This is a genomic window from Sphingomonas sp. FG14 (assembly GCF_057809675.1).
Genome location: NZ_JBMDKK010000003.1, coordinates 1 through 22,366, shown reverse-complemented (window position 1 = coordinate 22,366; position 22,366 = coordinate 1). Strand labels below are relative to the sequence as shown.

General features: G+C 65.3%; 19 protein-coding genes and 1 tRNA gene. 5 read left to right on the top strand and 15 right to left on the bottom strand.

What is annotated here, in order from left to right:
- Positions 1–4 precede the first annotated feature (4 nt).
- Together ACODTA_RS12395 and pnuC are read right to left on the bottom strand one after the other, a co-directional pair.
- Entirely contained in the window at positions 5–973 is a 969-nt protein-coding gene (locus tag ACODTA_RS12395) for an AAA family ATPase (protein WP_489066226.1), read from the bottom strand.
- The gene (gene pnuC / locus ACODTA_RS12390; protein ID WP_489066225.1) at positions 970–1,542 is read right to left on the bottom strand and encodes a nicotinamide riboside transporter PnuC; all 573 of its coding nucleotides are present in this window, start codon (positions 1,540–1,542) and stop codon (positions 970–972) included. The genes ACODTA_RS12395 and pnuC overlap by 4 nt, the downstream gene beginning before the upstream one ends.
- A 96-nt stretch (positions 1,543–1,638) precedes the next feature.
- On the opposite strand from pnuC, the gene ACODTA_RS12385 reads away from it, so the two are divergent.
- From ACODTA_RS12385 to ACODTA_RS12375, 3 genes are all read left to right on the top strand, one after another.
- Positions 1,639–2,937 carry an FAD-dependent oxidoreductase gene (locus tag ACODTA_RS12385; RefSeq protein WP_489066224.1) on the top strand — a complete coding sequence of 433 codons (1,299 nt, stop codon included), beginning with the start codon at positions 1,639–1,641 and terminating at the stop codon, positions 2,935–2,937.
- Between the two features lie 76 nt (positions 2,938–3,013).
- Positions 3,014–3,090, top strand: a tRNA-Pro gene (locus ACODTA_RS12380).
- Between the two features lie 32 nt (positions 3,091–3,122).
- Positions 3,123–3,362: a hypothetical protein gene (locus ACODTA_RS12375; protein ID WP_489066223.1), complete on the top strand. Its 240-nt coding sequence runs from the start codon at positions 3,123–3,125 to the stop codon at positions 3,360–3,362.
- 47 nt (positions 3,363–3,409) lie between these two features.
- Here the strand turns inward: ACODTA_RS12375 and ACODTA_RS12370 are convergent, their stop codons facing one another.
- The 10 genes from ACODTA_RS12370 to ACODTA_RS12325 form a co-directional block, all read right to left on the bottom strand.
- The gene (locus ACODTA_RS12370; RefSeq protein ID WP_489066222.1) at positions 3,410–5,422 is read right to left on the bottom strand and encodes a TonB-dependent receptor; all 2,013 of its coding nucleotides are present in this window, start codon (positions 5,420–5,422) and stop codon (positions 3,410–3,412) included.
- Positions 5,419–6,057, bottom strand: a complete 639-nt coding sequence (maiA, locus tag ACODTA_RS12365) for a maleylacetoacetate isomerase (RefSeq protein WP_489066221.1) — start codon at positions 6,055–6,057, stop codon at positions 5,419–5,421. The genes ACODTA_RS12370 and maiA overlap by 4 nt, the downstream gene beginning before the upstream one ends.
- Positions 6,054–7,055 (bottom strand): DUF2891 domain-containing protein, encoded by a 1,002-nt coding sequence (locus tag ACODTA_RS12360; RefSeq protein ID WP_489066220.1) that lies wholly within the window; start codon positions 7,053–7,055, stop codon positions 6,054–6,056. Before ACODTA_RS12360 ends, maiA begins: the two co-directional genes overlap by 4 nt.
- A 27-nt stretch (positions 7,056–7,082) precedes the next feature.
- Positions 7,083–8,033 (bottom strand): DUF979 domain-containing protein, encoded by a 951-nt coding sequence (locus ACODTA_RS12355; protein WP_489066219.1) that lies wholly within the window; start codon positions 8,031–8,033, stop codon positions 7,083–7,085.
- Entirely contained in the window at positions 8,030–8,722 is a 693-nt protein-coding gene (locus tag ACODTA_RS12350) for a DUF969 domain-containing protein (RefSeq protein WP_489066218.1), read from the bottom strand. Before ACODTA_RS12350 ends, ACODTA_RS12355 begins: the two co-directional genes overlap by 4 nt.
- A 36-nt stretch (positions 8,723–8,758) precedes the next feature.
- A complete protein-coding gene (locus ACODTA_RS12345; protein WP_489066217.1) occupies positions 8,759–12,340 on the bottom strand; it encodes a hydantoinase B/oxoprolinase family protein in 3,582 nt (1,193 codons plus the stop codon).
- Positions 12,341–12,347: 7 nt separating this feature from the next.
- The gene (locus ACODTA_RS12340; protein ID WP_489066216.1) at positions 12,348–13,223 is read right to left on the bottom strand and encodes an S-methyl-5'-thioadenosine phosphorylase; all 876 of its coding nucleotides are present in this window, start codon (positions 13,221–13,223) and stop codon (positions 12,348–12,350) included.
- 68 nt (positions 13,224–13,291) lie between these two features.
- Positions 13,292–14,242 (bottom strand): SO2930 family diheme c-type cytochrome, encoded by a 951-nt coding sequence (locus tag ACODTA_RS12335; RefSeq protein ID WP_489066215.1) that lies wholly within the window; start codon positions 14,240–14,242, stop codon positions 13,292–13,294.
- Positions 14,243–14,390: 148 nt separating this feature from the next.
- Positions 14,391–15,593: a parallel beta-helix domain-containing protein gene (locus ACODTA_RS12330; protein WP_489066214.1), complete on the bottom strand. Its 1,203-nt coding sequence runs from the start codon at positions 15,591–15,593 to the stop codon at positions 14,391–14,393.
- An 11-nt stretch (positions 15,594–15,604) separates the two neighbouring features.
- Positions 15,605–17,005, bottom strand: coding sequence for an amino acid permease (locus ACODTA_RS12325; protein ID WP_489066213.1), 1,401 nt, complete (start codon positions 17,003–17,005; stop codon positions 15,605–15,607).
- Between the two features lie 203 nt (positions 17,006–17,208).
- Between ACODTA_RS12325 and ACODTA_RS12320 the strand changes: the two genes are divergently transcribed.
- Entirely contained in the window at positions 17,209–19,638 is a 2,430-nt protein-coding gene (locus tag ACODTA_RS12320) for a TonB-dependent receptor (RefSeq protein WP_489066212.1), read from the top strand.
- A gap of 120 nt (positions 19,639–19,758) precedes the next feature.
- On the opposite strand, the gene ACODTA_RS12315 is transcribed toward ACODTA_RS12320, so the two are convergent.
- Together ACODTA_RS12315 and ACODTA_RS12310 are read right to left on the bottom strand one after the other, a co-directional pair.
- A complete protein-coding gene (locus ACODTA_RS12315) occupies positions 19,759–20,664 on the bottom strand; it encodes a crotonase/enoyl-CoA hydratase family protein (protein ID WP_489066211.1) in 906 nt (301 codons plus the stop codon).
- A 31-nt stretch (positions 20,665–20,695) separates the two neighbouring features.
- Positions 20,696–21,313, bottom strand: a complete 618-nt coding sequence (locus ACODTA_RS12310) for a 2-hydroxychromene-2-carboxylate isomerase (RefSeq protein ID WP_489066210.1) — start codon at positions 21,311–21,313, stop codon at positions 20,696–20,698.
- Positions 21,314–21,388: 75 nt separating this feature from the next.
- On the opposite strand from ACODTA_RS12310, the gene ung reads away from it, so the two are divergent.
- Complete coding sequence (ung, locus tag ACODTA_RS12305; protein WP_489066209.1) at positions 21,389–22,075, top strand: uracil-DNA glycosylase; 687 nt, start codon at positions 21,389–21,391, stop codon at positions 22,073–22,075.
- Between the two features lie 94 nt (positions 22,076–22,169).
- Here the strand turns inward: ung and ACODTA_RS12300 are convergent.
- The coding region (locus tag ACODTA_RS12300; protein WP_489066208.1) for a hypothetical protein at positions 22,170–22,366 on the bottom strand (197 nt) is incomplete at its 5' end.

Genomic DNA, 22,366 nt, shown 5'->3' with positions numbered 1-22,366 from the left:
CAGGTCACGCCAATCCCGCCTCCGCGATGGCGGCGAGCGCAGCCTCGAACCGCGCTTCGCCCTCGCCGCCGACGATTGCCCAGCGAACCCCGCGCCGCTCCAGTTCGGCGCGGGAAACATCCAGGAAACGCGCACGATCCGCCGGCGCGCCGAACAGGCGCGTACCATCGTCACGCCATAGCAGATCGGTATCGAGCAACAGATAGAGATCGGCCGTCGCATCCCAGCGATCGAACCAGGGGTCGCGGCGACCGAAGAGCATCTCCGCCCAGGCTGCGGTCATCAGCGGATCGGTATCGAGGATCAACCGGCGATTGCACTGGCGCAGCGCGGCGTGCGTCATCGCGTCATGCCCGCGCGCGATCCAGACAAGATCGTCCATCGTCAGGTCGGTGCCGAACTGTTCGCACCAGGTGCGTCCATATTCGGGCACCAGACCGGTTTCGAAATGCGCGGCCAGCCGCGCCGACAGCACCGACTTGCCCACGCTTTCCGGACCGTGCAGGCAGATGCTGCGCGCATAAAAGGGGCGCACGAGCGCGGGAATGTCGCGCCAGTGCCGCCAGGGATCAGCGCGGACGGCGCTGCCCGAAATCGGCGCCGCCTGCCGCTCCGGATCGACCGGCAGGAAACGCGCGCCAAGCTCGTCGGCAAGCCGCTGGCCATAGGCGTCGGACGCGAAGACGAAATCGATCGGATCGGGATGCGCGGTCTTCACGATGCCGCGCCAAATCGGCCAGAAGTCCGGATGGTCGGCGGGCTCCTGCGGCACGATCGCACCATGGCCGATCACGTCGCAATCCGGAAACAGCTCGCGCATCCATTGCAGACGCAAGGGGCCCGGCACGGGATCGTCGGGCAACCAACAGACCAGGATGGTCAGGCGATCGACCAGAGCGCGCGCCGTTTCGCACAGCAGCACATGCCCCCGATGCGGCGGCATGAACTTGCCCAGCAGGAATCCAGTGGTCACGCCCCGTGCCCGCTCACCCTGCGTGCGCGCATCCATTCCTCGAATCCCCAGATCGAAAGCGCCAGGAAGACGACGTAGAGCGCAGACGTCAGCTTGAGATCCTTGACCCAGTAGAGCCCAACCGCGAGCACATCGACCAGGATCCAAAGGATCCAGTTCTCCAGGAAACGCCGCGACATCAGGATCTGCGCCGCCACGCTCATCATCGCGATCGCGCCGTCCCAATAAGGGAAATGCGCGTCGGTGCGCGTATCCATCATCCAGCCCCAGAGCGCGGTCAGGACCAGCAGCGCCGCAACCCAGGCGGCGCGGGCGCGACCCGAGAGCAGTTCGACACGCACCTCGCCCGCCTCCGCCCTGGCACGGTGCCAATACCACCAGCCATAGATCTGAATGACGAAGAAGAAGATCTGGAGCAGCGCGTCGCTGTAGAGCTTCGTCTGGTAGAAGATCACCGCATAGAGCGAGACCATCACGATCCCGAACGGATAATTCCAGATGCTGCGCAGCACGATCAGCGTGACGTTGATCACGCCAAGGATCACCGCGATGATTTCGAGCGCGCTCACGCCCATTCGATAGCAGCGGCGCGGCGCGCTTGCCAACGCCCCTTGCGCCGCCTTTCCGCCGCGTTACGATCCTGAAAAAGCAAGGAGAGATGATCCATGCGGCACATCGCGGTGATCGGTTCGGGGCCAGCCGGCTATTATACGGCGGAGGCCTGCCAGAAGCTTTTCGGCGGCGACGTCCGCATCGACGTCATAGACGGTCTGCCGGTGCCCTACGGCCTGATCCGCTTCGGCGTGGCCCCTGATCACCAGTCGATCAAGGCGGTCTCCAAACGCTATGAGGCGGTGGCGCTCAGCGACAATGTCCGCTTCGTCGGCAATGTCCTGGTCGGACGCGACGTCAGCATCGACGAGCTTCAATCGCTCTACGATGCGGTGGTGCTGGCGACAGGCGCACCACATGACCGCCCGCTCGGCATAGAGGGGGACGATCTGCCCGGCGTCGTCGGATCGGCCGCCTTTGTCGGCTGGTACAATGGCCATCCGGAATTCGCCGACCTTTCCCCGCGACTAGATGTCGACGGCGTCGTCGTCATCGGCAACGGCAATGTCGCGCTCGACGTCGCGCGCATCCTTTCCAAGACGCCCGCCGAATTCGCCGGATCGGACATTGTCGACCATGCGCTGGCGACACTGGCGGAATCATCGGTCACCAGGGTCTCGATCCTCGGCCGGCGCGGCCCGCACCAGATCGCGATGACGCCCAAGGAGTTGGGAGAACTCGGCCATCTCGAGCGCGCTGCGCCGCATGTCGATCCGGCGGATCTGCCACCGATCGGCGACGACGCGCTGCTCGAACCCGGCATGCGCAAATCGGTGACGCATCTTCGCGACTTCGCGGCCACGCATGCGGAAAAGCCGATCGCGATCGATTTCGATTTCTTCGCGATGCCCGTCGCGATCGAGGGCGACGGCAAGGTCGAGCGCGTGATCGTCGAACGCACCGAACTCGACGCCAACCTCCGCTCGCACGGAACCGGGGAGCGCTATGCGATTCCCTGCGGGCTGGTGGTGAGTTGCATCGGCTACAGCACTCCGCAGATCGAGGGAGTGCCCTATGAACATGGCCGCGGGCGATTCGCCAATGACGAAGGCCGCATCCTGCCCGGCCTTTATTGCGTCGGCTGGGCCCGGCGCGGGCCGACCGGCACAATCGGCACCAATCGGCCCGATGGGCAGATGATCGCCGAGAAGATCGCCGCAGACTTGCCCGAACCGTCGAGAAAGGCCGGCCGCGCGGGGCTCGATTCGCTGCTCGCGCGCCGCGAGGTCGATGTCGTCACCTTCCGTGACTGGCAGAAAATCGAGGCGGCGGAAGTCGCGCGGGCACGCGACGGCAGCCCGCGCGGCAAGTTCGTGAACGTCGCGGAGATGATCGCGGCACGGAGTGATTGAAGCGGGCTTGCGGTGTGCCAAACCGCTGCTATAAGCCGCCGCCTGCCTACCGGCTTCGTGCCGGTTCCGCATCGGTCGGGGAGTAGCTCAGCCTGGTAGAGCACTGTCTTCGGGAGGCAGGGGCCGGAGGTTCGAATCCTCTCTCCCCGACCAACATGTTCTGGATCGCGTAAGCGGAGTGCCGGATGGCTGACGACACGCCCGAATCGAAACAAGCTCCGAAAAAGCGCGCCGTGCCCAAGCGCACGGCCAAGGCCGCTCCGGCAAAGCGCGCGCCGGCGAAAGCCAGGGCCGAGACCGCATCGAAGAGCGAAGCGCGCTCGTCGCGCTGGTCCAATGCTGGACTCGGCGCGGCCATCGGATCGGCCGCGATCGTCGCCGCGCTGCTCTACGTCAATCGCAGCACCAAGAAGAAGCCCGACTGAGGCCGGGCAGGAGCGCCGGAAACGGCGCCCCCTTCCCTTCAATCCGATCAGGTCGCGATTCGCACACCCAGCCAAAGGGTGCGCGGGCTAGCGCGTTCGATCACGCCATCGTCGCTACGCGCGGCATCGACCCGAACATTGCCGAGATTCTCGCCGCGCGCCTCGATCGACAGGCCCTTGGTGACCGGAAACAGGATGCGCGCATCGGCGGTCAGTGCATCGCGCAGCGGCACGACGTTCAAGTCATCCTCATATTGCACCGAGACATAGCGCAGCGTCACCGACGCGGCCGGCCCCGACGGCCGCTGCCAGCCGAGCGTGGCCGATGCCATATGCCGTGGCGTCTGCGCAGGGCGCAGCCCATCGAGCGGCAATGCCAGGCCGGACGCGCGCACCACGCTTTCGGTATAGGCATAGGATGCAGCGAAGCGCAGATCGCCCGCCACATAGCTCGCGTCGAGTTCGACACCACGCGCGCGCACCGCATCGAGATTCTCTCGGCGGCGGGTGACGCGCGGCACCACGGTCACGTTGGCAATCGCGTCCTTCATCCGGTTGGTGAACACGGTCACGCCGATCCGCGCTGAATCGCCCGGCCGCCAGTCGATGCCCGCTTCGACGCCAGACAGCCGCTCGGGGCTGAGCGCCGCATTCGCCTGCGTCGTTTCATTGCCCACGCGGAACGGACGATAAAGTTCGTTGAGCGTCGGCAGGCGCCAGCCGAGATAGGCGGCGGCGCGCAGCGTGATCGCTTCCGCCGGGCGATAGGCGACGCCGCCTCGCGCCGTCGGTTCCCAGCCCTGACGCGCGGCATAGGCGGCGTTGGTGATCAGCGGCCCACCCGACAGGTTACGCTCCCGCAGGAAGCCCTGTCCGATCCACCAGCGATCGATCCGCGCCGCCCCCGTCAGCGTCAGCGCATCACCCAGATCGGCGCTCAGTTCAGCAAAAGCGCCGGCGGTGTCGCTGTGCCCGCCCGCTTCGCGCCCGCGCTGCGGGGCGCCAGCGGCGTTGTAGAAGAAATATTCCTTGGTGACGCCACTCGTCCGCCGCCAATCGGCGCCCAGCCGCAATTCCATGGCCTCGCCCACCGGCGGCCGCAGTTCGAGCCGCGCGCCAAGGCCGGTCGAGGGCACATTATATTGTTCGGCGACGGCAGTCGCCGTCGTCCGCCCCGGGCTGAGGCTGGCGAAACCGCTGTAGAAATCGCGGACCTGAAGATAGGCGAGCGCCGAATAGCCCCAACGTCCACGCCCAACCAGGCGCAGGCTGGCATCCGCTCCGTCGCCGCCATTGGCGCTGAACGCAAAACCGCGATCGCGATCGTCGGTGAAGGCGAGCATATTCGCCTGAAGTTCGGTCTCGTCGCCGACCGGGATCACTGCACGCGCCGCAACGCTGGCCTGCTCATAGGGCGCCCGCCGGTCGGCGGGGCCGCGATTGGCTTCGGCGATTGGAATGAAGCCGTCGCTGCGCGCATAATCGGCGCTGATCGTCGCAAAGCCGGCGCCCAGCTTCAGTGCCGCCGTCGCATCGGCGGCGATCGATTCGCGGCTGCCATAGGCGACGCCGCCGCCGAAGCGCGGCAACGTGTCGGTACCGGCGCTGGTCAGTTCGATCGTCCCCGCAAGCGCACCCGCACCGAGCGCGCCGCTGCCACCGCCACGCGTGACGCGGACCTGGTCGAGCCGCCCCGGTGCGAAAGCCGGCCAACTGATCCAGCCGCCGAACGGATCGCTCTGCGGCACGCCGTCGAGGATCACCAGCGCGCGGCTCGACGCGTTGCCGCCAAGCCCGCGCAAGGTCACGCCCTGACTGGTCGGATTGGCGGAACGCGCATCCGAACGGCGGAACTGCTGCAGCCCGGCGACATCCTTCAGCACATCCTCCAACCGCCCGCTCGCGCTGCCGGTCAGCCGGTCGCGGTCGATCCGAATGATGTCATAAGCGGCATCGCCCTTCGCTTCCTCCAGTCCATGGCCGGTCACGACGATGTCGGGATCCTCTGCCAACGCGGGCGTGGCGATGCAGGCGAGCGCGAAGCCGAGGCGTCGGATCATGCCGATGCTCCGACGCGATCGGGATGCGCCGCCGCGAACGGCTCCAGCGCGGTGCAGGCCGCGTCGATGCGCGTCAGGATCGGATAGTCGTCGAGCGGCAATGAGAAGCGCCGCGCGTTGAACAATTGCGGCACCAGGCAGATATCGGCGAGGTTCGGCTGGTCGCCGCCCAGGAACGGGCCGGCATCCGCCGCCATCGCCTCGAGCGCGCGAAGCCCTTCGGCGACCCAGTGACGATACCAGGCGTCGCGCCCGGCCTGATCGACGCCGAGCACATCGCGCAGATAGTTGAGCACACGCAGATTATCGATCGGATGGATGTCGGCCGCGATCACCAGCGCCTGGGCAAGGGTGCCGGCGCGCACGGCCGGATCCCTGGAAACCAGCGGGGGCTCCGGATATTTCGCGTCAAGATAATCGATGATCGCCAGACTCTGGGTCAAGTGATGGCCGTCGATGTCCAGCGTCGGCACGAAGCCCTGCGGGTTGCGCTCCAGATTGGCGGGGCTCCGCTGATCGCCGTCGAGCAGACTGATGTCGACGCGCTCATAAGCGACGCCCTTCAGATTGAGCGCGATACGGACGCGGTAGCTCGCGGACGAACGAAAATAGTCAAACAGGGTTACGCCGCTCATTCACTCTCCCCTGCGGTCAAGGCCAGAAGCGCGAAGCTCGCCAGCCAATGCTCGCCCATATAATCGCCCGACACGTGTGGCAGGCTGGCGGCGAAATGCGCGTCGGCAGCCTTGAGCGCAAGTCCTTTCCCGGCTTCGTCGAGCGCGGAAGCGAGTGAGTGCCAGCACCAAGCACGGCTGAGGTTGAAGCCGTCGAGATGCGCGATCTTGCCGTCGCTGCGATCGGACACGAACGCCGGCGTGAACAGGCTCGCTGGCTCGCCGGCCGCCAGGCCGGGCAGGAAGCCGGCGAACCAGGTGCGGAATTCGGATGCCGGCAGAACGCGCCGCATGCACAGCGCCTCGATCAGCGCCGACGAAAGAAACTCGTCGCCCCCCGGCTCCCATCCCGGGCAAGCGCGGTCACCACCGAAATAGTCGATCGCACGCGCACGGATGAGGTTCGCCAACGCCGGATCATGCAATTCCGCCCAGTCGAGCGCGAGCACCAGCGCGAAGGCAGTGTTGTAGTGTGTGCCGGTGCGGATCGGGTAGGTCTGTCGCGGCAGGAAATCGCGGAAGCGTTGTGCGAAGGCGCGCGCCAGCGGCTCCAGCGCTTCACCCCATTCCGCATCCGCATGCCGCACCGCTTCGCCATGGAGCGCGAGCAGCCAAGCCCAGCCATAGGGCCGTTCGAAGCCGCCGGTATAGGCACGGTCGAGATAGGCGAGTTCGCCCGCCACCTTGCCGGCGGTCAGCATCCTCTCGGCCAGCACGCGAACCTCGGCAGCGAATGGCGCCTGAGGAAAGCGCCGCGCCAGCGACAACAGCAACCAATAGCCATGGACGCAACTGTGCCAGTCGAAACTGCCATGGAAGATCGGATGCAGCGCCCTGGGGCCAAGCACGTCCTCCGGCCCGTCCATGACGTGATCGAGCTTGTGCGGATATTCGAGCGTGACATGGCCGAGCGCGATCGTGGCGAAGCGCGTGGCGAGATCCTGGGTGAGAGCGGTCATGCCGCGCGCCCTATCAGATCGAGGCGATCAGAAGGCGAGAAAATAGATCAACAATAGGTTGCAGAGGAGCAGCGGCAGCGCCGTACCGACCTGCGCCTTGATCACGCCGTTGCGATCCTTGAGGTCGAGCAACGCGGCGGGCACGATGTTGAAATTGGCGGCCATCGGCGTCATCAGCGTGCCGCAAAAGCCGGCGAGCATCCCGATCGCGCCGATCACCGCGGCGTCGCCGCCATAGCCCTTGATCAGCAGCGGTACGCCGATCGCCGCCGCCATCACCGGAAAGGCGGCGAAGGCATTGCCCATGATCATGGTGAACAGCGCCATGCCGAGCGCATAGACGACAACCGCGACGAAGCGGTTCCCCTCCGGGATCGCATGACCGGCAAGGGTGCCGATGATATCGCCGACACCGGCGAGCGCGAACACCGCGCCAAGCGCAGCGAGCATCTGCGGCAACACCACCGCCCAACCGATCGAATCGATCAGCCGCCGCCCTTCCTGCAACGGCGCCGTTGCCGGCGGCTTCAGCCAGATCATCGTCACGGCGACCGCCACCAGCGCGCCGGTACCAAGCAGGATCAACGTCACCCATTTCGGATCGAACAGCCCCGATTGCCCGAACGGCGTGTAGTTATAGGCAAGCGTACCGAAAAAGGCGGTGGCGGGAATGATCAGGGCCGGCAGGAACAGCCGGTTGCCCAGGTGCCGCGAATAGTCCTCTCGCTCCTCGTTGTTCGTCGTCTCCGGTGCACCCCGGCCGATCGCGCCGAAGCCTGCCAGTCCGACCAGACAAAGCACCAACACCCCGTTGCCGACGTCACCCAGCACATTCCCGCCGAGGAAGCTGAGCGCGAGCAGACCCCAGAAAGCGGCATTGCCCCAGCGCCTGGGGTTGAGGCGATCGCGTGCGCTGAGCACCGCATAGGCGGCGAACATCGCGCCACCGAGCGTGTAGAGCCACCCCAGCGTGATCATGGTTCCCGCCCCTGCCCCTCAGCGGCTGCACGCGCCTTGAGACGGCGGTCGAGCAGCAACAGCCGCGTGCCGTGGATCAGGAAGGCGAGGATCGCGGTCGGGATCGCCCAGACCGACAATTGCAACGGCGCAAGCACGATGCCGTAGGTTTCGAAGGTGCCCTTGATCAGCAGGATCGAGGCGATGGCGATGAAGATATCCTCGCCGAAGAACAGCCCGACATTGTCGGTGGCGGCGGCATAGGCCTTCACCTCTTCGCGCGTGTCGTCGTCACCCGCGCCCTGACGTTCGGCCGCGGCCTCCGCCATCGGCGCGACCAGCGGACGCACCGTCTGGGGGTGGCCGGCGACCGAGGTGAGGCCGAGCGCCGACAGCCCCTGGCGCAAGGCGAGATAGAGCAGCAGCAGTCGACCGGTCGTGGCGCCCTTCATGCCCGAGATCAGCGCGCGTGCGCGCTGCTGAAGACCGAAGCGTTCGAGCAGGCCGATCACCGGCAGCACGACATAGACGACGGTGACGAAGCGATTGTCGTTGAACGCCTTGCCAAGCGCCGCGAGCACGGCGGCGAAGTCGAAACCCGCCGCCAGGCCGGTGACGAAGGCCGCGACAGTCACCACCAGCAGCGGATTGAAACGCAGCACGAAGCCGACAATGACGACGAGGATACCGAGCAGTGGGAGGTAGCTCATCGCCCCTTCCCCCCATCAGAACAAGCGATCGACCAGTCAGTCCTTCGCACCATAACCGCCACCCCCCGGCGTCTCGATCACGAACACGTCCCCCGCCGCCATGTCGACCCCGGCGGTTGCCGCCAGCACTTCCTCGCTGCCATCGGCACGGATCACGCGATTGATCCCCGGTGCGCCGTCTTCGCCACCGTTCAGGCCGCGCGGCGGCACCGCGCGGCGGTTCGACAGGATCGACGCGCGCATCGGCGCAAGGAAGCGGACGCGGCGGACCACACCGTCTCCGCCCGTCGCCGCGCCCGCACCACCCGACCCTTCACGCACCGCGAAGGATTCGAGCAGCACCGGCAGGCGCGTTTCCAGTATCTCGGGGTCGGTCAGCCGGCTATTGGTCATATGCGTCTGCACCGCGCTCGCGCCGTCGAAGCCCGGCCCGGCACCGGCGCCGCCCGCGATCGTCTCATAATATTGGTGCAGCGCATCGCCGAAGGTGAAATTGTTCATCGTGCCCTGCGATCCGGCCAGCGCCCCGGTCGCGGCGAACAGGGCGTCGGTGATCGCCTGGCTGGTCTCGACATTGCCCGCGACCACCGCCGCTGGATAGGCGGGATTGAGCATCGATCCAGCGGGTACCACCAGGTCGATGGGCTTCAGGCAGCCGTCATTCATCGGGATCGCATCGTCGACCAGGGTGCGGAAGACATAAAGCGTCGCCGCGCGGCAGATCGAATAGGGCGCGTTGAAATTATTGGGCAATTGCGCGCTCGTGCCGGTGAAATCGATGCGCGCCGAACGTGCCGCCTTGTCGACCGAAACCGCGACATGGATCGCGGCGCCATTGTCCATCTCGATCGTCGCGGCGCCATCGCCAAGCCCCGCGATCAGACGGCGGACGGCCTCTTCGGCATTAGCGATGACATGGCCCATATAGGCGCGAAGAACGCCCGCGCCATATTCGGAAACCACACGGCGGAACTCGCTCTCCCCGCGCGCGCAGGCTGCCACCTGCGCCTTCAGATCGGCGATGTTGCGATCGGGATTGCGCGCGGGCCAGGTGCCGGACGCGAGCAATGCCCGCGTCTCCGCCTCGCGGAAATGGCCGGCATCGACAAGCAGGTGATTGTCGATCAGCACGCCTTCCTCGTCGACGCTGCGGCTATCGGGCGGCATCGATCCCGGCGCGATCCCGCCGATATCGGCATGATGACCGCGCGCGGCGACAAAGGCGGCGGGCGCCGCTTCGCCATCAACGAAGATGGGCTTGATCACGGTGATGTCGGGCAGATGCGTACCGCCACGATAGGGCGCGTTGAGGACATAGGCATCGCCGGGCTTCATGCCGCGCCCGTCGCGCGGGACGCCGCGTTCGTCGGCGCCGCGTGCGTCGATGATCGTGCGGATGCTGTCGCCCATCGATCCCAGATGCACCGGGATGTGCGGCGCATTGGCGATCAGCGCGCCGCCGGCATCGAAGAGCGCGCACGAGAAGTCGAGCCGCTCCTTGATATTGACCGAGTTCGCGGTGTTCTGGAGTGCGACGCCCATTTCCTCGGCGATCGCCATGAACAGGTTGTTGAAGATCTCCAGCATCACCGGATCGGCATCGGTGCCGATCGCATGCGACGCCTCACGCGGCGTCGCCCGCGTCAGCAGCAGATTGCCGATCGCGTCGACCTCCGCCTGCCAGCCGGGTTCGACGACGGTGGTGGACGAGGCATCGACGATCAGCGCCGGCCCCATGACGAGATCGCGTTCGCGCAGCATTGCGCGATCGTGAACCGCGCCATAGCCCGACGCGATGTGCGTATCGTTCGCCGGCCGGTCCAGCGCGGCTTCGGGAATGTCGAGCAACCCGCCTTCGTCCCATGACCGGCCGATCGCCTCCGCGATCAGCGTCTCGACGATGACCGGCGTACCGGGAGAGGTGAAGCCGAAGCGCGTCTGGTGACGCGCCTCGAATTCGACGAGCATCTCGTCGGCGAGGCCCAGGGGCAGTTCGATCGTGCTGTCGCTGCCTTCGTAGCGGAGCGCGACACGGCGCTGCACCACGCTGTGCGCCAGCGGTACATCCTGTCGGCGCAGCGTTGTCAGCGCCTCGCGCGCCAACCGGTCGATCGGCACCAGATTGCTGCCGAGCGGCCGCCCGAAACTTTCCTGGCGCAGCACGCTGATATCGGCGAGCCCCATGCCATAGGCGGAAAGCACACCGGCAAGCGGATGAATCAGCACGCGCTCCATTCCCAGCGCATCGGCGACAAGACAGGCGTGCTGGCCACCCGCGCCGCCGAAACAGGCCAGGGTATAGCGCGTGACGTCATGGCCGCGCGCGATCGAGATCTTCTTGATCGCATTGGCCATATTGTCGATCGCGATGCGCAGGAAGCCTCGGGCTATCTCTTGCGGCGTCATCCGCCGGCCCGTCGCCGCCGTCACCTCTTCGGCCAGCGCGGCGAATTTGGCGTGCACGATGTCGGCATCGATCGGCTGGCTGCCGTCGGGTCCGAACATGGCGGGAAAATGCTCCGGCCGGATCTTTCCCAGCAGCAGATTGCAGTCGGTGACAGTCAGCGGCCCGCCGCGCCGGTAGCAGGCGGGACCGGGAACCGCACCGGCGGAATGGGGGCCGACACGGAAACGCGTGCCATCGAAATGGCAGATCGATCCGCCCCCGGCCGCGACGGTATGGATCTCCAGCATCGGCGCGCGGACGCGCACGCCCGCCACCATGGTCTCCACCGTCCGCTCATATTCGCCCGCGAAATGCGAGACGTCGGTGGAAGTGCCGCCCATGTCGAAACCGATGACGCGGTTATGGCCGGCCTGCGCGGCGGTCCGCACCATGCCGACGATGCCACCGGCCGGGCCGGACAGGATCGCATCCTTGCCCTGCAGTCCGTCATGCTCGATCAGCCCGCCGCTCGATTGCATGAACAGCAGGTGCGCATCGCTGTTGAGCGACGCCACGACACGATCGACATAGCGCCTGAGCACAGGCGACAGATAGGCGTCGACCACCGTGGTGTCTCCGCGACCGATCAGCTTGATCAGCGGGCCGACAAGATGACTTGCCGACACCTGCGTGAAACCGATCCGGCGCGCGAGTTCGGCCAGCGCCGCTTCGTGCCGGGTCCAACGCCAGCCATGCATCAGCACGATGGCGATCGCGGTGATGCCGTCGGCATGGGCGGCGCGGAGCGCGGTTTCGGCGGCATCCAGATCGATGGGCTGGAGCACATCGCCATCGGCGGTCACGCGCTCGTCGATCTCGACCACGCGTTCGTACAGCGGATCGGGCAGGATGATCCTGCGCGCGAAGATGTCTGGCCGCGCCTGATAGCCGATGCGAAGCGCATCGCCGAAGCCACGCGTGATGGCGAGCAAGGTCCGGTCCCCCTTGCGTTCGAGCAGCGCGTTGGTGGCGACGGTGGTGCCCATCTTCACCGACTCGATTGCGCCGCCGCCATGCTGGTCCATCAGCATGCGGATGCCCGCCGTCGCGGCATCGTCATATTGCTCGGGGTTTTCGGAGAGAAGCTTGGCGGTCAGCACCCGCCCTTGTGGTGTTCGTGCAACGATATCGGTGAAGGTGCCGCCACGATCGATCGAAAAAGACCAGCTCACGCGTCGATCACCGTCCGCCCAGCACCCGCGCGGTGATCGCGTCGAGCTTCGCCATCAATGCCGGATCGCGTTTCTCCGGTGCGGTCATCAGCGCGACATCAAGCGCGGTGTCGATTGGTGACGGCGTCCGTTCGGCAGGAAGCGACCGCGCGAATTCGACGACGAGTTGCTTGGCGAGGCCACTGTTGGCGATGAGCTGCGCGATGACCTCGTCCACCTCGACATGGCCTTCGCCTTCGCGCCAGCTGTCATAATCGGTGACCATGCCGACCACCGCGTAGGGAAGCTCCGCCTCGCGGGCGAGCTTGGCCTCGGGCATCGCGGTCATGCCGATCACGTCGCAGCCCCATTGGCGATAGAGCCGGCTTTCGGCGCGCGTCGAGAATTGCGGCCCTTCCATCACCAGTTGCGTCGCCCCTTCGTGCATATCGGCGCCGACCGCGCGCCCCGCCGCCGCCAGCATCGCCGAAAGCCGGGGGCAGACCGGATCGGCGACCGAGACATGCGCGACGCAGCCGGTGCCGAAAAAGCTCTTCACGCGCGCGAAGGTGCGATCCACGAACTGGTCGATCACCACGAATTTTCCGGGCGGCAGATGCTCCTGGAGCGAACCGATCGCCGAGAGCGAGATCACATCAGTGCAACCGGCGCGCTTCAGCGCATCGATATTGGCGCGGGCATTGAGCTCGGTCGGGGAAATGCGGTGGCCACGGCCGTGACGCGGCAGGAAGACGAACTTCACGCCCTCGATCCGGCCGGTCAGCAGTTCATCCGAAGGTGCGCCCCAGGGCGTATCGATCGTGATCCACTCGGGATCCTCGAGACCGTCGATCGCGTAGACGCCGGATCCCCCGACCACGCCGATGGTCCATTCGCTGCTCATGCCGTCACCTTGATTGAGATTGGTCGCCCATGAACACCGAAGGGGCGCGATCGGCAAGGCCTTTGCGATCAGTTCATCGCCCGAATCCATTCCTCCAAAAGGACAAGCGCTTCGTCATGAACAGTCGCGCGGCCAAGTTCGGGCATGGCGAGCCCCGGTTCGGTGGTTTTCATGCGGAACGTCAGGATCGAACGCTCGGGATGGCCGGGCGCGATATCGAAATCCAGTCCACCGCTGCCGCGCCCGGCGGCGACAGGCCGTTTGCCGATGCCGATCGCGGTGCGGTCCTTTTCTTCCCAGGTGAGGAACAGCCCCGAGTTGCTCGCCGCGCCCTTCGGGTTGTGACAATGCCCGCAATTGACGTCGAGATAAGCGCGGGCGCGCCGGTCGAGCGAGCCGGTCGCGGGATCGTCCCATACCGGCAACGTCGCTCCGGGGCCGCCACGCATATTGCGCGCCTTCGGCCCGATCGGCGTGATCTCGCCCGACAGCGCGTGGCATTCCTTGCATTGATTCTGGTTCGGCACGGCGTAGCTGACGCTGCGGCTTTGCCCAAGCGCATCGATCCAGTTGACCGGCAGGCGCTTTCCGCCACGCTTCAACTCCGCATCGCCGAGTTCGGCATTCCAGACATAGGGCAGAGCGACCCAGCCGGTTGCCCGGCGGATCAGCAGACGGGTTTCGAGAATGCGGACGTCGCGCTCTGGCCGGCGCATATCGGCGGGATAGCCGAAGCTCTTGACCAGCACCGTGCCCAGCGGAAAGTCGGGCAGGCCGTCGCCATCGGGTCGCTCCCTGGTGCCCGGCGGCAGATAGAGATAGCGGAACTTCTCCGCATAGTCGGAGAAGAGCGGCGTGTTGAGGCTATAGGGTTCGACGCCGGCATTTGGTTTGGTGCCGCGCGCATCGGTGAACAGCCTGAAATCGGAAAGCCGGGGCGGCAGCGTGTCGCCAAGGATGAGATCGAGCGCGACGGGCGCTGGCGCGGCACTGGCGAGGAGCAGCCAAGCGATGGCCAAACTCGGACGGTAAATCATCAAAACTCGGCTGTCGCTCCAGCGGAAGCTGGAGCCCATACTGAATCGGCCATCGTCCGAGCAGTTTGAAAGATCGCATGGACCCCAGCTTTCGCTGGGGTGACGATGAAGGGATGTCTATCCCCTGCAATCACCGGATCGCCGCCTCCATCGCCGCCGGCAGCACCACCGGCTTCGGCTCCGCGATATCCGCGCCGTCCGAAAGATCGGCGGGCGCCGGCTTCGCCTCCGTTACCGGTGAGGTCGGCTTGGCGAGATTGAGGCTGAGCACCCCTACCCGATCGGTCACCCGGATATTCGCATCCGCGCCGCCGACGCCGTCCCAGAAGATCGGCGGCAGCGATCCGCCCATCGCGGCGGCCAGATCCTTGCCTCCGGGAAAATCGGGCGCAAAGCCGGCGCGGCCGTGCAGATTGTCGCGCACCACCAGATTGCGCACACGCGGTTCGTATTTCGGATCCTCGAACGGTTGTTTGTAAGCAACGATCATGACATTGGCGGTCGCATTGCCCTCCAGCGCGTTGTTGAAGACATGGACGTCGCGATTGGCCATGATCATCACACCCGTCCCCATCGGCACGGTCGCGACGATATTGCCCTTGGGCGCGAAATTGGGCGTGTCGTTGTCCGAGACGATATTGTCGAACACGCGGATCGAATGCCCGCCCATCTGCGGCAGATTGGGCAGGTCGAACACCAGGATTCCGCCGGTGTTGTACTGCGCGATATTGTCGTGGACGTCGGCCTCGAAACTGTTCTCGATCTCAATGCCCGCCACATTGCGTTCAGCGCGCGAATTGCGGACCACGATCCGGCGTGACTGGCCGACATAGATGCCGGCATCGGACGCGCCGCGCACCAGCACGGTATCGATCAGCACATCCTGGGATTCGACGGGATAGACGCCGTAGGCGCCGTTGGTCGAGTTCGGCCCGCCGGTCCATTCGACGCGGATATTGTGATAGACGATGCGATCGGCGCTCTTGGACTTGATGCCGTCGCCCTTGCTGTCCTCCACCGCGAAATCGCGCAGCACCACATCGTCCGAGGTGACGAGCAGCCCCTCGCCCGCGCCCTGCTGCCCCTTGAAGCTCAGCACGGTGCCGTCGATGCCGGTGCCGCGCACGGTGACGCGCGGCACGTCGAGCGACAGGCCGTCGGTCAGCTCGAACCGTCCCTCCCCGATCTGCACCACATCGCCCGGCCCCGCCTCGATCAGCGCGGTCTGCAGCCGCTCCTGCGCGTCAGGCCCCGCCTCGACCGTGATGGTCCTGGCGAGGGCTCCCGTCGAACTCGCGGCGATCAGCGCCGCGAGGCAAAACATCCTTCCCATAGGCACCCCTCTTATTTTGCGAGGCTTTTGTGCATTCCATATCCAAAATAGACGAGAAGCCCCAGCCCATTCCAGACGAGGAAATAAAGCTGCGTCTTGGAAGGGAGGCTGAGGAAGAGATAGGCGCATCCGAGGATGGCGATGAGGCCGACGAGGAGAGCGGCGGGCGTACGGAAAGGCCTGGGCGCATCTGGAGCGCGACGGCGCAGGATGAGCATGCAGAGTGCGACCGCGGCGAAGGCGGCGAGGGTGCCGGCATTGGCCAGGGCGGCGATCTCGTCGATCGGCAGCACGCCGGCGATGATCGAGACGAGCGCGGCGGTGATCATGGTGATGCGGACGGGTGTGCCGCGTGACGAGATCCGGGCGAGTGCGGGCGGCAGGAAGCCGTCACGCGCCATCACCAGGAAGATGCGGCTCTGGCCGTAGAGGAAGGCGAGGATGACGGTGGGCAGCGCGATCACAGCGGCGGCGGCGATGATGGTGGCGATGCCGGGCTGTTGCAGATCGCGCAGGATCAGCGCCAGCGGTTCGGGGCTGTCGGCGAAGCTGGTGAAGGGCAGCGCGCCGACGGCAGCGGCCGCGACGACCATGTAGATGACGGTGCAGGCGAGCATCGATCCGACGATGCCGATCGGCAGGTTGCGTTCGGGGTTCTTGGTCTCCTCCGCCGCGGTGGAGATCGCGTCGAAGCCGTAGAATGCGAAGAAGATGATCGCGGCCGCCGCCATCACGCCGCGTTCGACGCCGTCGGGCGCCATGTGCTTGCCGAAGCCGAAGGGCATGAAGGGTTCGAGATTGGTTGCATCGAAATGCGGCAGCGCGACCGCGACGAACAGCGTGAGCGTGGCGATCTTCACCAGCACGAGCACCGCGTTGAGCGTGGCGCTTTCCTTCGTCCCCACCGAGAGCAGTCCGGCCACGACCGCGATGATGAAGATCGCGGGCAGGTTAATGATACCGCCAAGTTCCGGCCCCCTGGCGAGTTCAAGCGGATAGCCCAGCCAGTCATGGAGCAAGGGCGCGGCATAGCCCGACCAGCCGACCGCGACGGTCGAGACCACCAGCGAATATTCGAGGATCAGGCTCCAGCCGATCACCCAGGCGAAGACCTCGCCCAGCACGGCATAGCTATAGGTGTAGGCGCTGCCCGATGCCGGCATCATCGTCGACATCTCGGCATAGGCGAGCGCCGCGCAGGCGCAGATGAGCCCGGCGACCGCGAAGGAGATGAGCACCGCCGGCCCCGCGCGATCCGCGCCGACGCCGATCAAGGTCAGGATGCCGGTGCCGACGATCGCCCCCACGCCCAACGCCACCAGATGCGGCCATGACAGCGTCCGCGCCATCCGCTGGTCCGCAGGCTGCGCCTCGCCTACAAGAATCGTCTTCCTTCTCAGCAATTTACTCATATTCCGCTCCCCTTCGAGCCCGACCCTAGCGCGGCAGGATGGACAAAGTCGAGCCGATGCCACCGCGATTCTCGGTTTGGCGCAGATTCCGGGCGTTCGAGCGAACCAACAAAGACAACTAGATTGATAGACAAGAAAATCTATGTTCCAAAGTTTTCAATCGAATCGGTAGAGAATGACCCGAATCAAAGGGAGGCTACTGCGTGACCATTCGACATCTGCTCTTCGCCGGGACGGCTTTCGTCTCGCTGGCGTTGCCAATCGCCGCGTCCGCGCAGGAGCCGGCACCCGCGCAGGCGGAGGATCCGCAAGCGGCCGACGCCGCGCCCGGTCAGGGCGAAATCGTCGTCACCGCGCGTCGCCGCGCTGAAACCGCGCAGGACGTGCCGCTCGCGATTTCGGTGATCGGCGCCGAAAGCATCGAGGCCTCCGGCAACTTCAACATCAACAAGCTCCAGCAGCTCACGCCGACGCTGCAGGTCTATTCGTCCAACCCGCGCAACACGGCGGTCAATATCCGCGGTCTGGGCGTGCCGTTCGGCTTGACCAGCGACGGCTTCGAACAGGGCGTCGGCATCTATGTCGACGACGTCTATAATGCGCGCGTCGCGGCGGCCGTGTTCGACTTTCTCGACGTGGCTCAGGTCGAGGTGCTGCGCGGCCCGCAGGGCACGCTCTACGGCAAGAATACCACCGCCGGTGCGATCAACATCACCACCAACCAGCCCACCTTCGACTTCCAGGGCAGCGCCGAAGTGTCGGTGGGCAATCTGGAATTCAAGCAGGCGAAGGTCGCCGTATCCGGCCCGCTGTCCGACACCGTCGCGGCGCGCATCGCGGTCGCCACGACCAGTCGCCGCGGGACGATCTTCAATACCACCAGTGATCGCTGGATCAACGAGCAGGACAATCTGGGCATCCGCGGCCAGTTGCTGTTCAAGCCGAGCGAAGACCTCAGCATCACGCTCACGGGCGACTATAGCGATCAGCAGCCCGAATGCTGCGGCACCGTCTATGTCCGCACTGGCCGTACGCAGCGCGCCCTGGCCCGCCAGTATGACGCGCTCGCAGCCCTTCAGGGCTATAGCGTCGTCAGCAAGAATCCGTTCGATCGCCTCACCGATATCGATGCCAGCCTCAACGCCGGCAACAAGATCGGCGGCGCGTCCTTGAAGGTGAAGTGGGATGTCGGCCCCGGCACGCTGACCTCGATCACCGCCTGGCGCTTCTGGGACTGGAAGCCGGAGAACGACCGCGACTTCACCGGCCTGCCGATCGTCTCCAAATCGCAGAACCCGTCGCAGCAGGACCAATATTCGCAGGAACTGCGCTACAATTATTCGAGCGACAAGATCGACTTCGTCGTGGGCGCGTTCGGCTTCAAGCAGCGGATCGACACCCAGGGTACCGAGCAGCAGGGTGCGGCGTCCAGTAAATGGAACTTGACCGGCGCGCTCGCGAACGACCCGAGCGTTCTGAACGGCCTTACCGCGCTCAACACCCAGTGGCTGAAGAGCACCAGCGCCGCCTTGTTCGGCCAGGTGAGCTGGAAGGTGACCGATGCCTTCACCATCCAGCCGGGCGTGCGCCTCAACTACGACAAGAAGTCCGGCTTCTACGAGCGCAAGGTGTTCGACGCACAGGGCAATCCGGTGCTGTTCGGCCAGACCGATCCGATCAAGGTCGCCCAGCGCGGCGTCTTTTCGCCGCAGACCAGCGCCCCGTCGGTCAGCGACTGGAACTTCGCCTATGATCTGACGCTCAGCTACGAACTCGCGCAGAACATCATGACCTATGCGACCTATGCCAAGAGCTTCAAGACCGTTGGTATCAACCAGAACGGCCTGCCGACTGACGCCGCCGGCAATCCCATCACCTCGGCGGGCGTGATCAAGCCTGAATCGGTCAACCATTTCGAGCTCGGCCTCAAGACCCAGTTCTGGGATCGGCGCGCGACATTCAACCTCTCCGCCTTCCGGACCGAGATCAAGAACTACCAGGCGACGGTCACCAACGGCCAGCTCGGCGTGCTGCGCGGTTACCTCGCCAATGCCGGCAAGGTTCGGTCGCAGGGCATCGAGGCCGATTTCTCGATCCGGCCCAGCGAGCGTTTCTCCGCTTATGCCAGCGGCGCCTATACCGACGCGAAATACGTCAAGTTCGTCGATGCGCCGTGCCCGCCGGAACTCGCGGGCGGCACGACCGTCACCGCCGGCCAGACGCCGAGTGCCCCCGGCACGCCGGGTGGCCTGAGCCCCGCCAATTGCGATATTTCGGGTCAGCGCCTCCCCGGCGTGTCGAAATTCTCCTTCTCCTACGGCGCCGAAGTCAACGCACCGGTCACTTTGCTGGCCAAGGAAGGACAGGTCTATTTCGGCGTCGACGGCAGCTATCGCTCGAACTTCTCGTCCAATCCGTCGCCCTCTGCCTATACCTGGGTCGACGGCTATGCGCTCACCAACTTCCGGGTCGGCTTCCGAACCGACAGCCTCAATATCTATGGCTGGGTCCGCAACGCGTTCGACGTGAACTATTTCGAACTGCTTCAGGTGGCCCCCAGCAATGTCGGCCTGATCGCCGGCCAGCCGGGCGACCCCAGGACCTGGGGCGGGACGGTGAAGTTCTCGTTCTAAAATCGCTTCAGATCTCACCTTCCCGCTTCAGCTTCAGCGGGTTGGTGAGGGCCCCGGACGTGAAGTCACGCACACGTCCGGGGCCTTTTCTTTCCCAAGCTTCCAGCGGGAACCGCGCCCTCAGCGATAGTCGGGGTCGTCCATCCAGCGCGCGAAATGCGGCATATCGGTCGAAACGCGATCGGGGAAATGCGCGGCGCGTTTTTCAAGAAACGATCCAATCCCCTCTTTCGCATCGGCGCTGGCGCCACGTGCCCAGACCAGGCGGCTGTCGAGCCGATGCGCCTCGATCGGATGGGCGGCGCCCGCCATCCGCCAGAGCATCTGTCGGGTGAGCGCGATCGATACCGGCGCGCTTTCCGCGGTGAGTTCCTGTGCAAGCGCGCGGGCGGCAGGCAACAAGGCGTCGCCGGGATGGATGGCGCTGACCAACCCACCGGAAAATGCCTCCGCCGCGTCGAAGATCCGGCCCGAATAGCACCATTTCAGCGCCTGCGGCATGCCAACCAGGCGCGGCAGGAACCAGCTCGACGCCGCTTCGGGGACGATACCGCGCCGTGCGAAGACGAAACCGAACCGCGCATCCTCGCTTGCCAGGCGGATATCCATCGGCAGCGTCATGGTGACGCCGATCCCCACCGCCGCGCCGTTGATCGCACCGATCACGGGCTTGCGGCAATTGAAGATGCGCAACGACACCAGGCCGCCGCCGTCGCGCACGCCTTCATGATCGTAATCGACGCTGCCGTTGCTTCGGACGGGCGATCCGGCGTCGCTCCAGCGCGCGCCCTCGCCATAATCGAACGTGGCGCCGCCCGCGCCCAGATCGGCGCCCGCGCAGAATGCGCGGCCCGCGCCCGTCACGATCACCGCACGCACCGCATCATCGGCATCGGCGATGTCGAGCGCGGCGATCATCTCCTCCATCATCGCCCTGTTGAAGGCATTGAGGCGATCGGGCCGGTTGAGGGTCAGGGTGAGGATGCCGCCGTCGATATCGACCGCGATGGTTTCGAAGCTACTCATCCGCCAATGAGGCGGCGCTTAGTCGATCCTGTCAATCGGGAACCGGGAGCGCCGGTTGAAGCGCGGCCTCGATCTCGTCCAGCCGGTCCTTGCCGAAATACAGCTCCCCTCCGACGATGAACGACGGCAAGCCGAATACGTCCTGATCGATCGCCGCCTGGGTGTTGGCGATCAGCCGATCCTTGATCGCCGGATCCTGCGCGCGATCGGCGATGCGATCGACCGGCAGGCGCGACGCGCGAAAGGCGTCACCGAAGGCCTGCGGATCATCCATCTTCTTGGGCGCTTCCCACATATGATGAAAGGCGGCGGCGACATAGGCGTCGAACACGCCTTCGGCCTCCGCCGCGACGGCGCCACGCATCAGCATCAGCGTGTTGACCGGAAAATGCGGGTTCATCCGGAACTCGAACAGCCGATGCCTGGCGACGAAGCGGTCTATCTCGCGACGTTCATAAGCGAGTTTCGCGGGAATGCTCGCGAACGCAGTCATTGGGGACTGGTTTCCGGTCGCCTTGAAAATGCCGCCGAGCAGCGCGGGCACCATGCGGAAGCGCGTGCCGGTACGGCGCTCGATCGCGGGCAGCACACGCCAGGCCAGATAGGCATTGGGGCTGCCGAAATCGAAATAGAATATGGGTTGGTTCACCAGCATCCTCCGCACGCGCTCACTGCTCACCGCCGCCGATTGACTCGGCGCGGCCCGTCATCGACAAAGCCCGGCATGAGCGACGCGGTCAAGCTGCACGACAGCTGGAAAACACCTTTGCTGCCGGAATTCGGCAGCCCCTATATGGCGACGCTGCGGCAGTTCCTGATCGACGAGAAAGCGAAGGGCCGGCGGATCTTCCCGAAGGGCAGCGAATATTTTCGCGCGCTCGATCTCACGCCTTTGGACAAGGTGCGTGTCGTGATCCTGGGGCAGGACCCCTATCATGGCGAGGGCCAGGCACATGGCCTGTGCTTCAGCGTGAAGCCGGGCGTGCGCACGCCGCCATCGCTGGTCAATATCTACAAGGAACTGGAAAGCGATCTCGGACTTCCCCGGCCCAACCACGGTTTTCTCGAACATTGGGCGGAACAGGGCGTGCTGTTGCTCAACGCGGTGCTCACCGTCGAAATGGCGCGCGCAGCGGCGCATCAGGGCAAGGGCTGGGAGCGCTTCACCGATGCGGTGATCAAACTGGTGAACGAGCGGAGCGATCCCGTGGTGTTCATGCTATGGGGCAGCTACGCGCAGAAAAAAGCCGCGTTCGTCGATAGCTCCCGCCATCTCGTGCTCAAGGCGCCGCACCCCTCGCCGCTCTCGGCGCATAACGGCTTTTTCGGCTGCCGCCATTTCTCCAAGGCCAATGCATTCCTCGAATCGAAGGGCATGAAGCCGATCGACTGGTCCTTGCCGCCCTCCTGATCGTGATTGTGATTGGGATGCTCATCCCAGAGCTGTCCATCGGCCTTTCGACAGGCTCAGGATAAACCGCACCTCTAGCGCCGGCTGGCGTCTTTCAGCCACATCGCCCGATATCCCGCAGCAGATGCCAGCTTGCTCTGGCATGACGAGTTGAATGGAGATTGTTCCGCTTCCCGGATTCCGCGCACAAAAAAAGCTCCCCGAAGGGAGCTTTCTCGTCGGCCGAAGCCGTAACGTTGTGAATGGGTTCTTGTTTGTAACAAATCCGTCTTGCGCCTGCTGCAAAGCCTG

Bases quoted from the DNA above. Each gene is read 5' to 3' on its own strand.
- ACODTA_RS12385 (WP_489066224.1), top strand. From the start codon at position 1,639: ATGCGGCACATCGCGGTGATCGGTTCGGGGCCAGCCGGCTATTATACG.
- ACODTA_RS12375 (WP_489066223.1), top strand. From the start codon at position 3,123: ATGGCTGACGACACGCCCGAATCGAAACAAGCTCCGAAAAAGCGCGCC.
- ACODTA_RS12370 (WP_489066222.1), bottom strand. From the start codon at position 5,422: ATGATCCGACGCCTCGGCTTCGCGCTCGCCTGCATCGCCACGCCCGCG.
- maiA (WP_489066221.1), bottom strand. From the start codon at position 6,057: ATGAGCGGCGTAACCCTGTTTGACTATTTTCGTTCGTCCGCGAGCTAC.
- ACODTA_RS12360 (WP_489066220.1), bottom strand. From the start codon at position 7,055: ATGACCGCTCTCACCCAGGATCTCGCCACGCGCTTCGCCACGATCGCG.
- ACODTA_RS12355 (WP_489066219.1), bottom strand. From the start codon at position 8,033: ATGATCACGCTGGGGTGGCTCTACACGCTCGGTGGCGCGATGTTCGCC.
- ACODTA_RS12350 (WP_489066218.1), bottom strand. From the start codon at position 8,722: ATGAGCTACCTCCCACTGCTCGGTATCCTCGTCGTCATTGTCGGCTTC.
- ACODTA_RS12340 (WP_489066216.1), bottom strand. From the start codon at position 13,223: ATGAGCAGCGAATGGACCATCGGCGTGGTCGGGGGATCCGGCGTCTAC.
- ACODTA_RS12330 (WP_489066214.1), bottom strand. From the start codon at position 15,593: ATGGGAAGGATGTTTTGCCTCGCGGCGCTGATCGCCGCGAGTTCGACG.
- ACODTA_RS12325 (WP_489066213.1), bottom strand. From the start codon at position 17,005: ATGAGTAAATTGCTGAGAAGGAAGACGATTCTTGTAGGCGAGGCGCAG.
- ACODTA_RS12315 (WP_489066211.1), bottom strand. From the start codon at position 20,664: ATGAGTAGCTTCGAAACCATCGCGGTCGATATCGACGGCGGCATCCTC.
- ung (WP_489066209.1), top strand. From the start codon at position 21,389: ATGAGCGACGCGGTCAAGCTGCACGACAGCTGGAAAACACCTTTGCTG.